The 15,830-nt window shown below is 54.5% G+C and carries 15 protein-coding genes and 2 pseudogenes; 6 read left to right on the top strand and 11 right to left on the bottom strand.

The window, feature by feature from the left end:
* Positions 1–8: 8 nt before the first annotated feature.
* Positions 9–911: a methylisocitrate lyase gene (gene prpB / locus BMY49_RS13160; RefSeq protein WP_058576287.1), complete on the bottom strand. Its 903-nt coding sequence runs from the start codon at positions 909–911 to the stop codon at positions 9–11.
* Between the two features lie 14 nt (positions 912–925).
* On the bottom strand, positions 926–1,669 hold the full coding sequence (locus BMY49_RS13155) for a GntR family transcriptional regulator (RefSeq protein ID WP_044628118.1): 744 nt from the start codon (positions 1,667–1,669) through the stop codon (positions 926–928).
* Between the two features lie 250 nt (positions 1,670–1,919).
* On the opposite strand from BMY49_RS13155, the gene pabB reads away from it, so the two are divergent.
* Positions 1,920–3,278 (top strand): aminodeoxychorismate synthase component I, encoded by a 1,359-nt coding sequence (gene pabB, locus BMY49_RS13150; RefSeq protein ID WP_089675769.1) that lies wholly within the window; start codon positions 1,920–1,922, stop codon positions 3,276–3,278.
* A 118-nt stretch (positions 3,279–3,396) separates the two neighbouring features.
* Positions 3,397–4,017, top strand: a complete 621-nt coding sequence (locus tag BMY49_RS13145; RefSeq protein ID WP_089675768.1) for a phosphoadenosine phosphosulfate reductase domain-containing protein — start codon at positions 3,397–3,399, stop codon at positions 4,015–4,017.
* A gap of 71 nt (positions 4,018–4,088) precedes the next feature.
* On the opposite strand, the gene cysB is transcribed toward BMY49_RS13145, so the two are convergent.
* A complete protein-coding gene (cysB, locus tag BMY49_RS13140) occupies positions 4,089–5,063 on the bottom strand; it encodes an HTH-type transcriptional regulator CysB (protein ID WP_062375744.1) in 975 nt (324 codons plus the stop codon).
* Between the two features lie 289 nt (positions 5,064–5,352).
* Between cysB and trxA the strand changes: the two genes are divergently transcribed.
* The gene (trxA, locus tag BMY49_RS13135; RefSeq protein ID WP_074210775.1) at positions 5,353–5,736 is read left to right on the top strand and encodes a thioredoxin; all 384 of its coding nucleotides are present in this window, start codon (positions 5,353–5,355) and stop codon (positions 5,734–5,736) included.
* Positions 5,737–5,796: 60 nt separating this feature from the next.
* On the opposite strand, the gene BMY49_RS13130 is transcribed toward trxA, so the two are convergent.
* From BMY49_RS13130 to BMY49_RS17250, 4 genes are all read right to left on the bottom strand, one after another.
* Positions 5,797–6,930, bottom strand: a complete 1,134-nt coding sequence (locus BMY49_RS13130) for an AI-2E family transporter (RefSeq protein WP_089675767.1) — start codon at positions 6,928–6,930, stop codon at positions 5,797–5,799.
* Positions 6,931–7,199: 269 nt separating this feature from the next.
* Complete coding sequence (locus BMY49_RS13125) at positions 7,200–8,117, bottom strand: hypothetical protein (RefSeq protein WP_089675766.1); 918 nt, start codon at positions 8,115–8,117, stop codon at positions 7,200–7,202.
* Entirely contained in the window at positions 8,118–8,312 is a 195-nt protein-coding gene (locus BMY49_RS13120; protein WP_062375750.1) for a hypothetical protein, read from the bottom strand. It abuts the gene before it with no gap.
* Between the two features lie 102 nt (positions 8,313–8,414).
* Positions 8,415–8,714 (bottom strand): hypothetical protein, encoded by a 300-nt coding sequence (locus BMY49_RS17250; protein WP_128082445.1) that lies wholly within the window; start codon positions 8,712–8,714, stop codon positions 8,415–8,417.
* A gap of 155 nt (positions 8,715–8,869) precedes the next feature.
* Here BMY49_RS17250 and BMY49_RS17245 point away from each other — a divergent pair.
* Positions 8,870–9,000, top strand: a pseudogene (locus BMY49_RS17245) (IS1380 family transposase); the annotation flags it as partial.
* A gap of 67 nt (positions 9,001–9,067) precedes the next feature.
* On the opposite strand, the pseudogene BMY49_RS13115 reads toward BMY49_RS17245, so the two are convergent.
* From BMY49_RS13115 to BMY49_RS18185, 4 genes and pseudogenes are all read right to left on the bottom strand, one after another.
* A pseudogene (locus BMY49_RS13115) lies at positions 9,068–9,715 on the bottom strand (IS630 family transposase); the annotation flags it as partial.
* Between the two features lie 504 nt (positions 9,716–10,219).
* Positions 10,220–11,386: a porin gene (locus BMY49_RS13105; RefSeq protein WP_167359376.1), complete on the bottom strand. Its 1,167-nt coding sequence runs from the start codon at positions 11,384–11,386 to the stop codon at positions 10,220–10,222.
* Between the two features lie 237 nt (positions 11,387–11,623).
* A complete protein-coding gene (locus tag BMY49_RS18190; RefSeq protein WP_074210778.1) occupies positions 11,624–11,836 on the bottom strand; it encodes a di-heme oxidoredictase family protein in 213 nt (70 codons plus the stop codon).
* Positions 11,791–11,943, bottom strand: a complete 153-nt coding sequence (locus BMY49_RS18185) for a di-heme oxidoredictase family protein (protein ID WP_197746112.1) — start codon at positions 11,941–11,943, stop codon at positions 11,791–11,793. The genes BMY49_RS18190 and BMY49_RS18185 overlap by 46 nt, the downstream gene beginning before the upstream one ends.
* Positions 11,944–13,124: 1,181 nt before the next feature.
* On the opposite strand from BMY49_RS18185, the gene BMY49_RS13090 reads away from it, so the two are divergent.
* Positions 13,125–15,266: a TonB-dependent receptor family protein gene (locus tag BMY49_RS13090; protein WP_089675765.1), complete on the top strand. Its 2,142-nt coding sequence runs from the start codon at positions 13,125–13,127 to the stop codon at positions 15,264–15,266.
* 121 nt (positions 15,267–15,387) lie between these two features.
* Positions 15,388–15,830: response regulator (locus BMY49_RS13085; RefSeq protein WP_208596200.1), on the top strand; the 443-nt coding region annotated here is incomplete at its 3' end.

Raw genomic sequence — 15,830 nt, 5'->3', positions numbered from 1 at the left:
CGCTTTCGTTAAACGTCTTTTTGCTCGGCAAACAGCGCGTCAAGCTTTTGCTCAAAGTCGTGGTAATTCAAAAAGTCGTACAGCTCATCGCGGGTCTGCATGGTGTCGACCACCTCACGTTGATGACCGTTATCTAGAATGCTCTGGTACACCTTCAACGCGGCGGCATTCATGGCCCGGAACGCCGAGAGCGGGTAGAGCACCATGCGGCAACCCACTTCACCCAGCTCCTGCTGGCTAAACAGCGGCGTCGCGCCGAACTCGGTAATGTTGGCCAAAATGGGAGCATTTACTCGCTGGCAGAATGCCTTATAGTCATCCAGCGTATGTACCGCTTCGGCAAAGATAGCGTCGGCACCTGCTTCCACGCAGGCGTTCGCCCGCTCGATGGCAGCGTCCAGCCCCTCTTTTTGGAACGCATCGGTGCGTGCGATGAGGTAGAAATCGGGGTCCAGCTTGGCATCGGCGGCGGCTTTGATGCGGTCTACCATTTCCTGCTGCGAGACAATGGCTTTGTTCGGCCGGTGGCCGCAGCGCTTTTGCGCTACTTGGTCTTCCAAGTGAACAGCCGCCACGCCTGCCCGCTGCATCTCTTTCACAGTGCGGGCAATATTAAACGCACCGCCCCACCCTGTATCGATATCCACCAGCAGCGGCAACTCAGTGGCGCCACAGATGCGGTGTGCATCTTCCACTACGTCGTTCATGGTGGTCATACCTAGATCCGGCAGGCCAAACGATGCATTCGCCACACCACCACCCGAAAGATAAATGGCTTGATGGCCTACACGCTCAGCCATCATGGCCGTATAGGCGTTGATGGTGCCTAAAATCGGCAGCGGGCGATTGGCTTCAAGCGCGGCACGAAACCGTGCCCCAGGGGTAAGCTTGGATGATGGTGTGGTAGACATGGGCGTTAGCTCCTTTAGTCGGCAGATGTTGTTGATTGTTGTTCGAGAATGGCGGCATAGCGGTCAGCGACATTGGCACGAGAAGCGCTGACATGGCGGCGCATCAATAGCTCGGCAAGTTCAGCGTCACCGGCTTCAATAGCGTCCACAATACGGTGGTGCTCTACAAATGCCCGCTGGGGGCGCGTACCGCTGGCACTAAACTGGGTACGATAGAGGCGCACTAGGTAGTAAAGGTCATCGCAAAGCAGGTTCATCAGCATCTTGTTGTGGCTGCCTTGAACAATGCAATAATGGAAATCCAGGTCGCCTTCACGCTGGTAATAGGCTTCACCGCGCTTTAAGTCGCCCTGGCTTTCATGCACCGCCAGTACATCGCGTAAGCCCTGAATCTCCTCAGGCGACATATGCTCGGCGGCCAAGCGGGCAGCCATGCTCTCTAAGGCTTCGCGTACGTCGAAGAGCTCCAGCAGCTCTTTCATGGAGAGTTTGACCACCCGCGCGCCCACGTGGGGCACGCGTTCAATCAAGCGGTGAGCTTCCAGGCGTCGCATGGCTTCACGCAGCGGCCCACGGGAGATACCGTAGGTTTTGGATAGCCCTGGCTCGGTAATTTTACTGCCTGGCGCTAGCTCGCCGCGCACAATGGCGCTTTGCAGCTGATGAAACACGCGCTCTGCGAGCGTACGCACCTCAGGTGAGACCGGCTCGGACGAGGCTTCATCGGAAGGCGAGGAGGTTGTAGCAAGTAACGTCATGGCTTATTGTCGACAATCAAGGAATAGAGGAACTTTATCCCTCTCTATTTCCCTCGTCAACCATGCAAAATAGGCGTTTTTATACGTCTTTCGTTGCAAGCGGGTATGGACCCGGGAAGCAACTGTCAACAATCAAATAAATTAGAATAGCTCGCACCTCAAGCGTGAGAAAGTCGTCGATGGCTTCTACTGGTGCGATGGTGGTACGACCTATAAAATATGGCGCCCTCACTGGCCTGGCGTTTGCTTCATGACAACGGCGTTGACGATTACAGCCCTGCCCTACTCTTCCGACCCTTTGGCACTATTTGCCAAACTCAGGCAACGCCCCGGTGCGGTGTTGCTCGATAGCGGCCGTCCGAAGGCCACAACCGGGCGTTACGACATCCTTAGCAGTGACCCCCTCGCTACGCTAAAAATATCGCCAGATGGCCACACAGCGTTTGAGTCTGACACGCTGACACTCCCCCCATCGTTGATGGGCAACAGCCATGCACAGCAGCAGTGGCTTTTAGAGCAGCTACCCACAGCCAACCTCAAGAGCGAGCTCCCCTTTTTAGGTGGCCTGATGGGTTACTGGAGCTATGACCTTGGCCGCAACCATGCAGACATACCCAGCCAGCACCCGCCCGTCACCCAGTTACCTTTAGCGCGTTTAGGGCTGTTTGATTGGTGTATCACATTTGACCACGTCACCGAACAAGCGTGGCTGGTAGGCAGCGAACAGCGGCGCAAGCAGGTAATGGAGTGGTTAAACGAACCAGCAACATCTAGCCACGCCTTTCGGCTCACACAGCCGTTTATAGCCGAACTTAGCCAGGCAGAATATACCGAGCGTTTTGCGGCGGTACAGCGCTATATCCTTGCGGGGGACTGCTACCAAATCAATTTGGCCCAGCGCTTTTCGGCCCGCTATCAAGGAGACGAGTGGCAGGCATACCTTAAACTGCGTGAAGCAACGCCTACGCCCTTTTCAGGCTTTATGGCATGGGGTAGCCAAGCTGTTTTATCACTCTCTCCTGAGCGCTTTATCCAGTGCCGTGACGGCTTGGTGGAAACCCGCCCGATAAAAGGCACCCGCCCACGAGGAAGAACCCCAGAAGAGGATCGTGCCCTGTCGGACGAGCTGCTCAGCAGTACTAAAGATCGCGCGGAGAACGTGATGATTGTGGACTTGCTGCGTAATGACCTAGGGCGCGTATGCACACCTGGCTCTATTCGCGTGCCGCAGCTGTGCCAGCTTGAGAGCTATCCCAACGTGCACCACTTAGTCAGCGTGGTACAGGGCCAACTTGCTGCCCAGCACTCACCGCTTTCGCTGCTCACCGCCGCGTTTCCTGGCGGCTCGATTACCGGCGCGCCAAAAATACGGGCGATGCAGATTATTGATGAGCTGGAACCCTGCCAGCGCAGCGTTTACTGCGGCAGCCTAGGTTATATCGATGTTCGCGGCAGCATGGACACCTCCATTGCCATACGCACAATGGTGGCTGACGATGGCGCTCTCCACGTGTGGGGTGGCGGCGGGCTGGTGGCGGATTCAAAAGCAGATGAAGAGTACACCGAAACGCTGGATAAGATCCGCCACTTAATAGACGCTTTGGAATAAGCGATCAACGTTCTTACATCAAAAAGAAATATAAAAGCCTAACCAAACGGTATTGGGGAGAAGCCCCCCGCCTTTGGTAGCCTAGGGGCATTGCACACTTTTTCACTTAGGAGGCCGCATGTCCTCAACGCTTGAACAGATTAATCGCGACTTTGCCAACACCCCTCAAGAACTGATTGAGTGGGCGTTCAGCCAGGGCGAACGCCCTATCTGCACCACCAACTTCCGCCCCTTCGAAGCGGTCATTCTGCATATGGTGACGCAAGTACGCCCTGATATCCCCATTGTCTGGATGGATAGCGGTTACAACACCGAGGCGACTTACCAGTTCGCCGATGCGCTGATCCAGCGCCTCAATTTAAACATTGTCAGCTTTTTACCAAAGCGCACTCGCGCCCACCGCGAAGCGCTGGAAGGTCCCATGCCCGGCATTGATGACCCGCGCCATGATGCCTTTACTCAAGAAGTGAAGCTTGAACCATTTGAGCGCGCACTACGCGAGATGCAACCCGATGTGTGGTTTACCGCGCTACGTGCCGAAGACACGCCCGAACGGGCTAAAATGCAGGTGGTTAGCCGCAATAGCGACGGCTTACTAAAAGTCGCCCCACTGCTGCAGTGGACCGCTAAAGATATGTACTACTACTTAGAGGCCCACGACCTACCCAACAACTTCGACTACTTTGACCCCACCAAGGTAGAAGAGAAACGCGAATGCGGGCTACACCTTCAGCACTAAGCTACCAATAAAGCTACCAATACCCAGCACGACGCCCAGGCTTCCCGCCTGGGCTTAAAATGAAATAGCACTTAATACTCAGGCAGTTCTACACCCTCAAACAGCGCTTGTTCAAAGCGCGGCCCGGCCATGAGTGCTTCGTCCACCCGGTCACGGGTTAAGTGAGGCGCAAAGCGAGCCAAGAAGTCGTACATATAGCCGCGCATAAAGGTGCCACGCCGAATGCCGATTTTAGTGGTGGAGCTGGCAAATAAATGGCTGGCATCCAGAGCCACTAGGTCACTATCTAGCACCGGATCTACGGCCATGTGAGCGACAATGCCAACGCCCATACCTAGGCGAACGTAAGTCTTGATCACATCGGCATCGGCAGCGGTTAGTACCACATTGGGTGTTAAGCCCTTCGCTTTGAATGCATCGTCTAACTGTGAACGCCCGGTAAACCCGAACACGTAAGTCACCAGCGGATGCTCGGCCAGGGCCTCAAGCGTTAGCGGGCCATCCAGCGTTGCCAGTGGGTGCTCTTTGGGCACCAGTACGCAACGGTTCCAGCGGTAGCACGGCAACAGCACTAAATCGGTAAATAGCTCTAATGACTCCGTCGCAATAGCAAAATCTGCCAGCCCTTCGCTCACCATCTGGGCAATCTGCTTAGGCGTGCCTTGCTGCATATGCAGCGCCACTTCGGGGTATTTCAGAGTAAATTCACTGATAATCGGCGGCAGCGCATAGCGAGCCTGAGTATGGGTCGTGGCAATCGCCAGGCTCCCGCGGCGCTCGTCGCTATGCTCTTGCGCCACCTGCTTGATATTTTCGGTCAGCTTAAGTACCTGGCCTGCTAGCTCGATAATCGACTGCCCAGCAGGGGTGACGCGGGTTAAATGTTTTCCACTGCGAGCAAAGATTTCAACGCCTAGCTCATCCTCCAGCAAACGAATCTGCTTTGAGATACCCGGTTGAGAGGTAAACAAACTCTGCGCCGTTGCCGAGACGTTCAGGTTGTGTCGATTGACTTCCCAGATATAGCGAAGTTGCTGTAGCTTCATATCCTCACCCTATAATCTATGCAGGAAGCACGTAAAAGCGCATCCTCACGCTGCCACTGTGTGCTTAGCCAAGCGCGCGGTTTCGTGGCTCAATTTCATGGCTCAATGAGCACATTTTTGAATAAAAAAACGCCCCGTAATTCACTTATAATATAAAAAATAGAGGCCATGAACATCTATTAATTTTTTCTATTTAAGGACAAATCGCATCAAGAATTTGCCAGCACCCTTCGCGCACGCTAACATCTGGCAAACTTGGCGCGGTGAAAATGCGCTAATATATCGCGTAATGACCGTTGCTCCACTTGAGGCAACGAAACAGCAAGAGCAACGCAAACGGGAGAAGCAAATGGCTAACAATGTTGATGTCACCAACGCCAATTTTGAGCAAGAAGTCCTCAACGCCGAACAGCCTGTCCTGCTGAAGTTCTGGGCCCCCTGGTGCGGCCCGTGTAAAGTCATGGCACCTGTTGTTGATGAAGTGGCCGCTGAGCGTGGCGATAACCTGAAAGTCGTCAGTGTGAATGTTGACGATGCACCTGAAATTGCCGCAGAACAAGGCGTCCGCGGTGTACCCACCGTCATGCTGTTTAAATCCGGCACTAAAGTCGCTTCACTGGTTGGTGCGCAATCTAAGTCGCAGTTGACCCAGTTTATCGACCAAAACGCCTAAGCTGGTAACGTTACCGCTGGCACTGCCAGCGGTATCTCTGTTCTTATTGGCATTGCCTGCCTAAGCGTCGCTTTCTTCTCGCTTCGCCCACTCACCCCGCTTCCAAGGCGGCCGACGCGCGTCTCCAGGGCGTCTCATCTGTACATTACGCTGCTTACCCGGCCCTAATAGATGGGCTATCCAGCGCGTTTGAGGGTGGCTATCCAGAGCAATCTTTAGCGTCATCGTTAGCACCACCGACAGCAGCATGCCCGCCGTGCCAAAGACCCACCCCCACACCACCAGTGAAAGAAACGCCACAAAGGTGGATAACCCCAGCGCCTGCCCCATCACTCTAGGCTCAATCAAATTGCCCAAAATAAAGTTGATGACCAAGTACGCCGATGCCAACAGCAACGCCTGCAGCACACCGCCATCCTGAGAAACCAACAGCAGCAGTACCGGCGGAATCGCAGCCAACGCCGAGCCAATATTAGGAATAAAGTTAAGCGCAAATGCCAATACGCCCCACAGCAGCGGAAACTCAACGCCCACCAGCAGGCACGAGAGCCAGACCAACACACCGGTTGCCAAACTAATCACGGTTTTAACCGCCAAGTAGCGTTTTAGCGTTAGGCTAAATTCACTAAACCGCTCCAAGCTCGGTGCCGGATTTTCAAGCGCCCGGGACACCTTATCGCGAAAATTCAGCGTCTCGAACAGCATGAAAATCACCAGCAGCGCGACGATACTGCCCTGCATAAGCAGCGAGCCAATCTCACCCAGCAGTGTGGCCACCCAGGAGCCGTTCTCCTCCATGGCAAACATCGAACTGAGCTGGTCGGGGTCGATAGCCAACCCATGAGAGGCCAGCGCATTGAGCAAGTCCCAGTAGTGCTCGTAAAGCCTGGTTTCAATATCAGGCAGCGCTTCAACAAAGGTACTGAAGCTATTGACCACCAACAGGCCAATCAGCGATATAAAACCCACCAACACCAGTAGCGTAATCAACGCCGACATCCGCCGACTCAAACCGCAGCGATGCAGCCACTGCACGGGTGAGGTGCACACCACGACAATAAACACCGCCAGCAGTAGCGGCACCAACAGGTCCGCGCCCACTTTCATTCCCGCAATAATCACTACCAACGCGGCAAGCGCCAGTGTGGCATTGAGCGGGATACTTCGATAATCCTCATCCGACAACTTCGACATAGCCCTTTCCTTAGCGTGTTATCCATACATAATGGCTGCTTGCCTGTTATTGCACAAACCATGCAAACATTAAGGAGTCAACTGATCGCTCACTACAAGCTTTAGCAAGGCCAGGGGTTTGTCAAAGATGGGGAAGCGGCCATTTTGCCATGATTCCGGCGTGCCCGGGCGGATTGTTGGCCGTGCGACTGCCCATATCGTCAGGGCCGATAAATATCAACCCGCCCGGCGCCTTTCGAATCCGGGCGGGTTTTTGTGTTTTCTCCAGGTTACATTTTGTCATCCATCGGAAGAATGGCAAGGAATGGCCGTTCACTGTGGGCACCCAGAACGATATTCCACTGCAGCAATACTTCCATGCCGCTGTCGCCGCCATCAACGTCAAGACGACGCGCCTGTACCTGCAATCGTGCATGGGGCGAGTAATACCAGCTGTAATGCGCCGAATAAGCCCTGGACGTCAGCGATTTATCCAGTCGCCCCTGAGTGTATTCGGCACCCGCGCCCAGATGATGCGCAGGTTTGAATTGGTAATCCACGAGTGTCCAGGCGCCGTTGGCGTTGTTGCTGACGCCAGGGGCGATTTCCCGCTGGTTGAACAGGACCTCGCCCATCCAGGAAAAACGTGCCGGGTAATCGTAGCCCCGGGCAAATTCCGGTTCGAGCAGGACGCGGAAATCCAGCGCCTGTATATCGGTTGTACCGCCCGTATCGTTCTTGCCGGTCAGGGCACTGAGACCTAACTGGTAGGCCGTGTCACTGGCCTGACGACCAAAATAGAGTTTGCCGCCAAAGGCCTTGTCACCGGACTGGCCGGCATCAAACGCCGCATCGTTGTCGGAATTGAACACGGCGCCGCTGATGCCGGCACGGTAGCCGTTGCCCAGATCGGTGAGACGACCCAGGGTGACAGCCGTCTCCCGAAGCTGTTCTTCGCCGAGAAACTCCTCCACTGGCAAGGGAAGTGAGACTTGTGGCCGTTCCGGTTCATGAACGGTGTTGAGCAATCCGAACTCGTTACGATACTTCCCTGCTTTCAGCCTGAACCCTCTTCCCATGTCGGCGATCACTGCGGCCTCCTCGACACTTATGTCCTCATCGGACGGCCGGGTCAGGAATATCATCCCATAGAGCCAAGGCTTGATCTGCGATTCCAGGGAAACCTCCACCTCACGCAGGTCAAGCACCTAGCGGTTCATATCAGCACCGAAATCCCGGGCTTCGGCGATCAGATCCATATTGGCGCCCACCCGCAGGTCCCCGGACCAATGACTATCGTGAACCGCCTCGGCACTGTAGGCAAGCGGAACAGCCCCTGCTGTCATGGATAAGCCGAGCATTACGATGGCTGCCGGCGATAACCGGTTATAGTTGCTAATCATTACGTATTCCTGAATTGATTTATCGTGCGAATCCCCGAGCAGGCACGCAGTAACCGTGCACTGCGCACTTGCTCATCAATTAAACGGGTAAACAGAGACAGATCAGAACAGGGGTGGTGCGCGGGCCAGCCAGGGGTGGATAAAAATCCGGTGGAAGTGTTGGCTGTACGGTATTTCCAGAAACAGCGCCGGAATCAGTAACGGAAGACCGGGTAATGGCGGGGATAACTGAGCATAAGGCAGGTGATTGAGCAGACATTCCTGATGCCCGACCGGGCCTCCGCCAGCACCATCGATGTCATGCATGGCAAGGTGCTGCGCGGCAAGCAGCAACAAAAGCACCAGCAACAGCCTGAACAGGCGATTGCCGTGTTCTTTTCTTGTGGCTAGCTGATTACGCACTACTTTATCGACGGGCCAATATCCTGGGGTAATTACAACATCCTTCTGCTCTTAAAATGGCCCGGATTTCTCATGGGGGACAAAAGAAAACGGCGGCAGGAGCTATAATTTCAAGCTCCTACACGCGAAACCAACACCAACCGCCGCTGCCCGGGATTATACCTGAAAAACTTCCCTTCGCTCCACCGTCCGCCGCCAGATTGAAACCGATTACTCCGGCGGCCATATCACCTCCGATGCCGGATTGCCTGGCCTTAGGAAACCCGATAGGCAACATCGCCTGACCGGTTGCTATGGGTTAATTTCTTGTGGCATTTGGGGAGCTCTGCTAGTGTCCCGTCTGGGTAATCCGTTTATTTATTATCAATAACACTCAGCTTTGCTCGCGTCACTGAAGTCATAATCGATTCTGCACTCTTGTGCCAGCGGAACAGCTTTGCCAGTTTCTCATTATGAGTTTGGATAAAGCGACGAATCGCCTTCTTAAGTTCGCCGACACTGGTAAAAATGCCACGGTACAAAGCGCGGCGTTCCAGTTGACCAAACCAGCCCTCCACGGCATTCAGCCAAGAGGCGCTGGTTGGTGTGAAGTGAAGCTTGAACCGGGAATGCTTTTCCAGCCAGGCCTTCACTTCTGGTGTTTTGTGAGTCGAGCTGTTGTCCAGAATCAGATGAAGGTCCTGCTCTTTCGGTGTTTCTCGATCAATTTGTCGCAGAAAATCGAGAAACTCTTTGGCGCGGTGGCGTTGTGTAATGCGCCCAATCACTTCGCCGTTCAGGATATTCAGGGCCGCGTATAAGCTGGTCGTCCCGTGCCTCTTGTAATCGTGGGTACGGCGCTCGATCTGGCCGGGTTTCAGTTGCAGCTTTGGTTGAGTGCGATCCAGTGCCTGGATCTGCGTTTTTTCGTCAACCGACAGCACCAGCGCGTTATCCGGCGGATTCAGGTACAGGCCAACGACATCGAAAACCTTCTCAGCAAAGTCTGGATCGTTGCTTACACATTAAGTGACAAGCATCTGCCAGAGAAAGGAAAGTTGAGCGGGGCTGCGTTATATCACAACAGTCGGCACGGGGCACGGTAGAGTTTCTCACCTCCGAGCCTCATTGCTGCCGGGATTTCCACTGGCGAAACTGTTTCCATTCCAGCCATTTCTCAAATTCCCTGTATTCTTGTGAGTCTGGGTCCATCCGCCTGAAGGCTTCGAAGCTTCTGTAGGTGTCAGAGTCCGGGGCCGCCTTCCCTCCGGCGCGTTGACTGGTCGCACAATCTGAGCAACGACCCGACAGGATAGAATATCCCTCCCGGGCGCTGTCATCGGGACTGCTGGCAAACAGGCCTGGTCCATCAGGCAGGCGGTCTTCTCCCGGCATCGGCGTCGTGTCAGCGGGTCGGACCACATTAAGTCCGCAGCCCGACAGAGCTACTACCAGCACGGGAATTATCCATAACCGCAGTTTGTGCATATTTTACTCCTGTCTGTTATTCAGGTCAGACCCGTTGGTTAAAAGGCGATCCGGATACCGGCATAGAGCTGGCTGATATCGTTGGCATCGCCCCATCCTTCAGCGGTCTTGACCGACGAAGGCAGGTCAAGCGAATACAGGTGATACGAGGAGTACAAGCGGACCGCGCTCGACCAGTCGTACACGTATGCCAGACCAATCTGGCTTCCCTTGGTTCCCTCAACAATCAGATCTTTGGTCTCGCCATAGTTGACTGCAAAGTGATGAGCGCCAGTCGAGTAGCCTACCTGACCGAATAGGTTGGTCGCATCATAGCCTTCTTGATTAGCCTGCCCCGCATTGGCCATTGCGTCGGTTTCATCATTACCGTAGGAGACGGTAAAGTTCAGGCCACCGTCCAGCAACAAAGACGCCGAAGCACCAAGGACTTGCTTCTCTTTGAATTCCGACCCAGGGGTGAGTGGCTGTCCATCGGTGGGCGAGGTCGGAATCTCCAGATCATTAGCATCAACCCAGCTCAGCCCCGTGGCCAGTTTGGCACCCGGAAAATCTACGTGGTACCGGGCCGCCAGTTCATAGGCATTGCCGTTGTCGAGACTGGTCGACAGCACCAGACCGCCGATCGACGGGCTGTCGTAGCGGATACGCTCTTGTCGACCAACGGCATTGAAGACGCCGTTGGTTTCACCAATTCTGTAAAGTTTGTTGCCGTTATCATCGACAAAACTGATGCCGGAAGAATAAAGGGTATACCAGGCACCGCCACCGAAGTAGAGCGTTTCGGAGTAATCCATCATGTTGGCGTAGTAGCCAGCACCATCGCCTTTGCCGAAACTCACCGTACCAAAGTCACCCTCGAGATAGATGTCAATTTTCCGGGTATCCAGGTCAACGCCACCCTCACCCCCCCCGGAGGTATTGTTGCCGATATCGAACTCCGTGGATCCGTACTGAACAACTGACATTTCATAGATAAAACCGACGTTCATGCCGTTGGCCATCTTCTCATTGCCAGTGAACCGGAAACGTGAGTTGGAACCGATGCTGTCGACACTCGAGTAATCAGTCTCATTCCCGTTATCCGCGACGGTGATCGCACGATTCACCTGGCCGGACACCTTGAATTCCATGGCGTGACCCGGCGAAGATAACCCCGCCATCACCAGTGCGAGCGCTGAACTCAGTGCCGCTTTTTTATTTGTCATTAGTATCATAATCCCCTCATTATCATTGATTTATTACTGAACGTGTCATATTATCATTGATTTATTACTGATTTATTACTGAACGTGTCATGCGTATTACGTCCATTATCTTAAAGTGCTGTGCCCTCCTGTCCCGAAACTCAAGTGGCTTCGGGTCTTGCGTCAGCACTGGGCACAGCAACAATATTGACCACACTGATCGTAGCACAAGCCCGACGACTGAGAAGTCAATTAACATTAGACTTTAGTGCAACCGGGAGCCTCTTCAGGCACTTTCAGGAAGGCAATCAGCACCGCACGTTCAGTCCTGAATCGTGCCTTGAACTGTTCCCTGGATATCTCGGCTTCGCCCCCGTGCCACAAAATGGCTGGGCCAGATCGTCTGGTCGCTGAGGTCTGGCCGGTCAGCGACCAGACCGGTCGTGCTTTGGTGTGTGGCAGGCGGCACACCCCGTGTTGCTAACGAGTCTGGCGCCTTGCTGCACTTCCGGGTTTTCCATGGCGCGACGGGCGGGAACTGCAAGGCTGCTGGCGTAGAAGGTGATAAAGCCTGCCACTTTGTCGCTGACTTCGGGGTCGCCGCCATTAGCAAACTGGCCACAATCTTGCGTCCACTACCTCGCCAAGAACCTCGGCCGTTGTCACCGCATCCTGGAACGTGGCGTGCGCCAGATCTGCATAATGGCTAACAACGTCAGTTTTGGTCGGCGTGGATGCGGGTGCCTTATCTGCCGTTGGCTCTCTGCTGTGTTGTGCGTTGGCAGCGTCCTGATTGCCGCTGCATCCGGCCATCAAAAGCAGGGTGATTGACAGGGCCAGAGGTCGCGGACGAGTATTGACGTCATGTGCAAATCCTTTGAGGTAAATTAAATATAAATCATTATTATACGCATTAGAGATTGATGGGCGTGTATTGCATGAGTTAAACGACACAAGACTGCGGACCTGTAATAATTCATGGCTGATAGCGGCGGTTGCATTTAATATTGTGTCAGCAACAGTACTAAAAGCCCGTAAAGCGCCGCGCCCCCAATGCGGTCAATGTTCACTGTTGTTGACAGTTGGGGGAGGTCTGAGTTGTCGGGGGCGGGATGAATAGGGCAATCCGGCGCCGCAGCATTCCTTTGTGGTGGTTAGCATTAGCAGCGGCGTTAAGCCTGCTGCTCACCATTCATGATACGTTTGTCATTGCTGTCTTCGAAGGCTACATATCCTGGTGCATACCCTACTGGGACAGTTGCACCAGTATCAGCCGTACAGGGCGTTACTGGCGGTGGGAATTCTCTCCGTTATCCTCACTGCCGCAGTACCTGCCTTGTACAGTCAACTAGACAATGCCTTTGAATGGGTATTGGCGCTACTCATAAACCTTCATGCGCTCTGGGTTGCGCTGCTCTGGCGGCAAAGCTCTTTCCGGGCAAGATTGTGGACGGAGTAAGGGATCGAACCGGGTTACCATGATCACCGACATTGCGAGCAGACCACCGGCGGCTTGTTTGGCCTTCAGAAAAGCTGGCCCCGGATTGCGGGCCAGCTGATACCCTCACCCTCCGCCCAACCCGCTCCGACCTCCGAATTGCCCGTTTGAGAGAAATTCAACCTTTTCAGCCTGGTGACACTCTCTCATTATCATTAACATTGGTTATTGACTTGATTATGAGAAGTCCTTAAATTCGTATCCGCAAATGGAACGCGTTTCTATTTAGAATTTCAAATACGAATAATTGCGGAGAAACACATGTTTAAACCTTCCCGCTTATCACTGGCCGTGGCTGTCAGCCTTGCCCCGGGCGCCAGTTGGGCAGTCGGCGATGATCAGCCCCAGATGCTTGAACCCATGGAAATCATTGGCGATGCGTCTGCCGCCCAGACCTTGCCGGGGTCAGGCTACGTTGTTGGCGATCAACAGTTGAAAACCGAGGTTGAGGCCGACATCAACCAGGTACTGAAAACCGTCCCGGGCGTGTATGTACGGGAAGAGGAGGGTCTGGGCCTGCGCCCTAACATTGGCATTCGCGGTGCCACGGCCGAGCGAAGCAGCAATGTTACCCTGATGGAAGATGGCATTCTGATCGCGCCGGCCCCCTATTCTAACCCGGCCGCCTATTATTTCCCGACGTTCAAGCGCATGTCCTCGCTGGAAGTACTCAAGGGTGCCCCGCTGCTGCGCTATGGTCCGCAAACCACCGGCGGCGTGATCAACCTGATTTCCACACCCATTCCCGACGAGCAGAAGGGCTACGTCGAAGCCGTCACCAACGAGCGCGGCTCCACCGACGTTCATGCAACCTATGGCGACACGAACGGTGACTGGGGTTATCTGGTTGAAACGGTCCAGCGCTCAGCGCAAGGCTTCAAGGACATTGACCGAAGCAACCGCAACAGTGGCTTCGACATCAGTGATTATGTCGGCAAGCTACGCTGGCAGGGAGATCGCCAGAGCGTAACCGCCAAGCTGCAGTATTCCGAGGAAACCTCCAACTCGACCTATGTCGGACTGACGGATGCGGACTTCAACCAGGACCCCAACCGGCGCTACGGGCTTTCCAGTCTCGACCAGATGGATAATACTCACTCCGGTGTCAGCCTGACTCATCAGTTCGAGTGGAGCGACAATGTAAGCAGCACCACGACTCTCTACCGCAACGACTTCAAACGCAATTGGTACAAGCTCAGTGGCGCCGGAAACATCATCGACCAGGCAAACGCCGGCGACGCCAATGCCCAGGGTATTCTGGACGGCACAATTGACGCCAGCGGTCTGGAATACAAAAACAACGCCAGGGACTACCTGTCCCAGGGCGTGCAGACAAACTTCGATGTAAACATTGGCAACCACGAATTCGACTTCGGCGCCCGCGTCCACGAAGATGAAATGGATCGCTTCCAGCCGGTGGATGTGTACGACCAGGTCAATGGCTCCCTGGTGTTCCAGAACAGCGTGGCCCCAACGGGCAGCAACAACCGCTTTGAGACCGGCGAAGCCCTGAGCTTCTGGGCACTCGACAAGTGGCAGGCGACGGACAAGCTCAATATCAACCTCGCTCTGCGCTACGAGGATGTACAGACCAGCCGCACCCAATACGCGGATCCCGGCCGCACGACCGTCGACAGCACCCGCGCCAATGACAGTGCTGAACTCCTGCCCGGCGCTTCCTTTACCTATGACCTGTCCCAAAGCTGGCAGGTTCTGGGTGGCGTGCACCGGGGTTTCTCCCCTCTCGGAGGTGGTGCCAGGGCAAACGAAGATCCGGAAACCAGCAAGAACTGGGAGGCCGGCCTCCGCTACTTTGGCAATGCGTTCTTCGCGGAAGTGATCGGCTTCTACAGCGATTTCTCCAACAAGGCTGAAAACTGTTCAGTGGGCTCGCCGTGCAGCAATGGCGCCACTTCTGGCAGTTTCGTAACCGGCGAGGCTGAAATTGCCGGTGCGGAATTCCAGCTCCAGACCGGCACCGAGGCGGGCGACTTCTACCTTCCGGTCAGCCTTACCTACACCTTTACCCAGGCGGAAATCAGCAAGGACAATGCTGCCTCTGGCCTGAAAAAAGGCGAGCAACTCAAAGACGTTCCGGAAAACCAGATGAGCCTGCGGGTCGGCATGGAGCACCCGAGTGGCTGGGACAACTACCTTGTGGCCACCTACGTCGATGAGATGTGTGTCAGCGCGGGATGCAACAACACGGCCACCGAACTGGACGAGACCGAATCCCTGTTCCTGGTCGACTTCATCAGCCGTTACGCGCTGACCGCCAGTGCCGATGTCTTCCTGAAAGTGGACAACCTGTTCGATGAACAGCAAATTGTCTCACGTTTGCCCGAGGGCGCCATGGCGAACCTGCCGCGCACCGCTTCACTGGGGATCAGCGTTAATTTCTGATGAGTGAACGGAGATTGCTGAAAATCCGGCTTCCACTCATCGGGAGCCGGATTTTTGGATCACTCCGATAATCCTTTTTTCACACTCAGGCGCCACTTCGCCTGAGAACGTCGCGCCATTGATGATCTGGACCGCAGCGTCGCCAACCTCGGAAGAGCCAATCTGGACAACGCTAACAACCGGCTTTTCTGATCCTGATTCCTTCGTTACTGTTACAATCAACAGAGGACGAGCGAAACTTTCCCACCTCGAAAAACGGCGCTTACAAATGAAAATTCTGATTGTTGAGGACAATGCGGTACTTGCCAAAAAAATATCGGACTGGCTTGCGCAGGCGCACTACACAGTCGATATCGCCAAAACCGGCAAAGAAGCGGACTCGTTGATTGAAACAAGCTCCTACCAGGCCGTTATTCTCGATATCGGACTGCCCGATGAAAATGGACTGTCTTTAATGCAAAGATGGAGAAAAAACGGGAAAAAAGAGGCCATCCTTATTCTGACCGCACGCTCCAACTGGACTGAGAGAGTAGAAGGGTTGAATGCGGGAGCTGATGATTACCT

This window comes from Vreelandella aquamarina (assembly GCF_900110265.1).
Lineage (GTDB): Bacteria > Pseudomonadota > Gammaproteobacteria > Pseudomonadales > Halomonadaceae > Vreelandella > Vreelandella aquamarina.
This window is presented reverse-complemented; position numbering and strand designations above follow the sequence as displayed.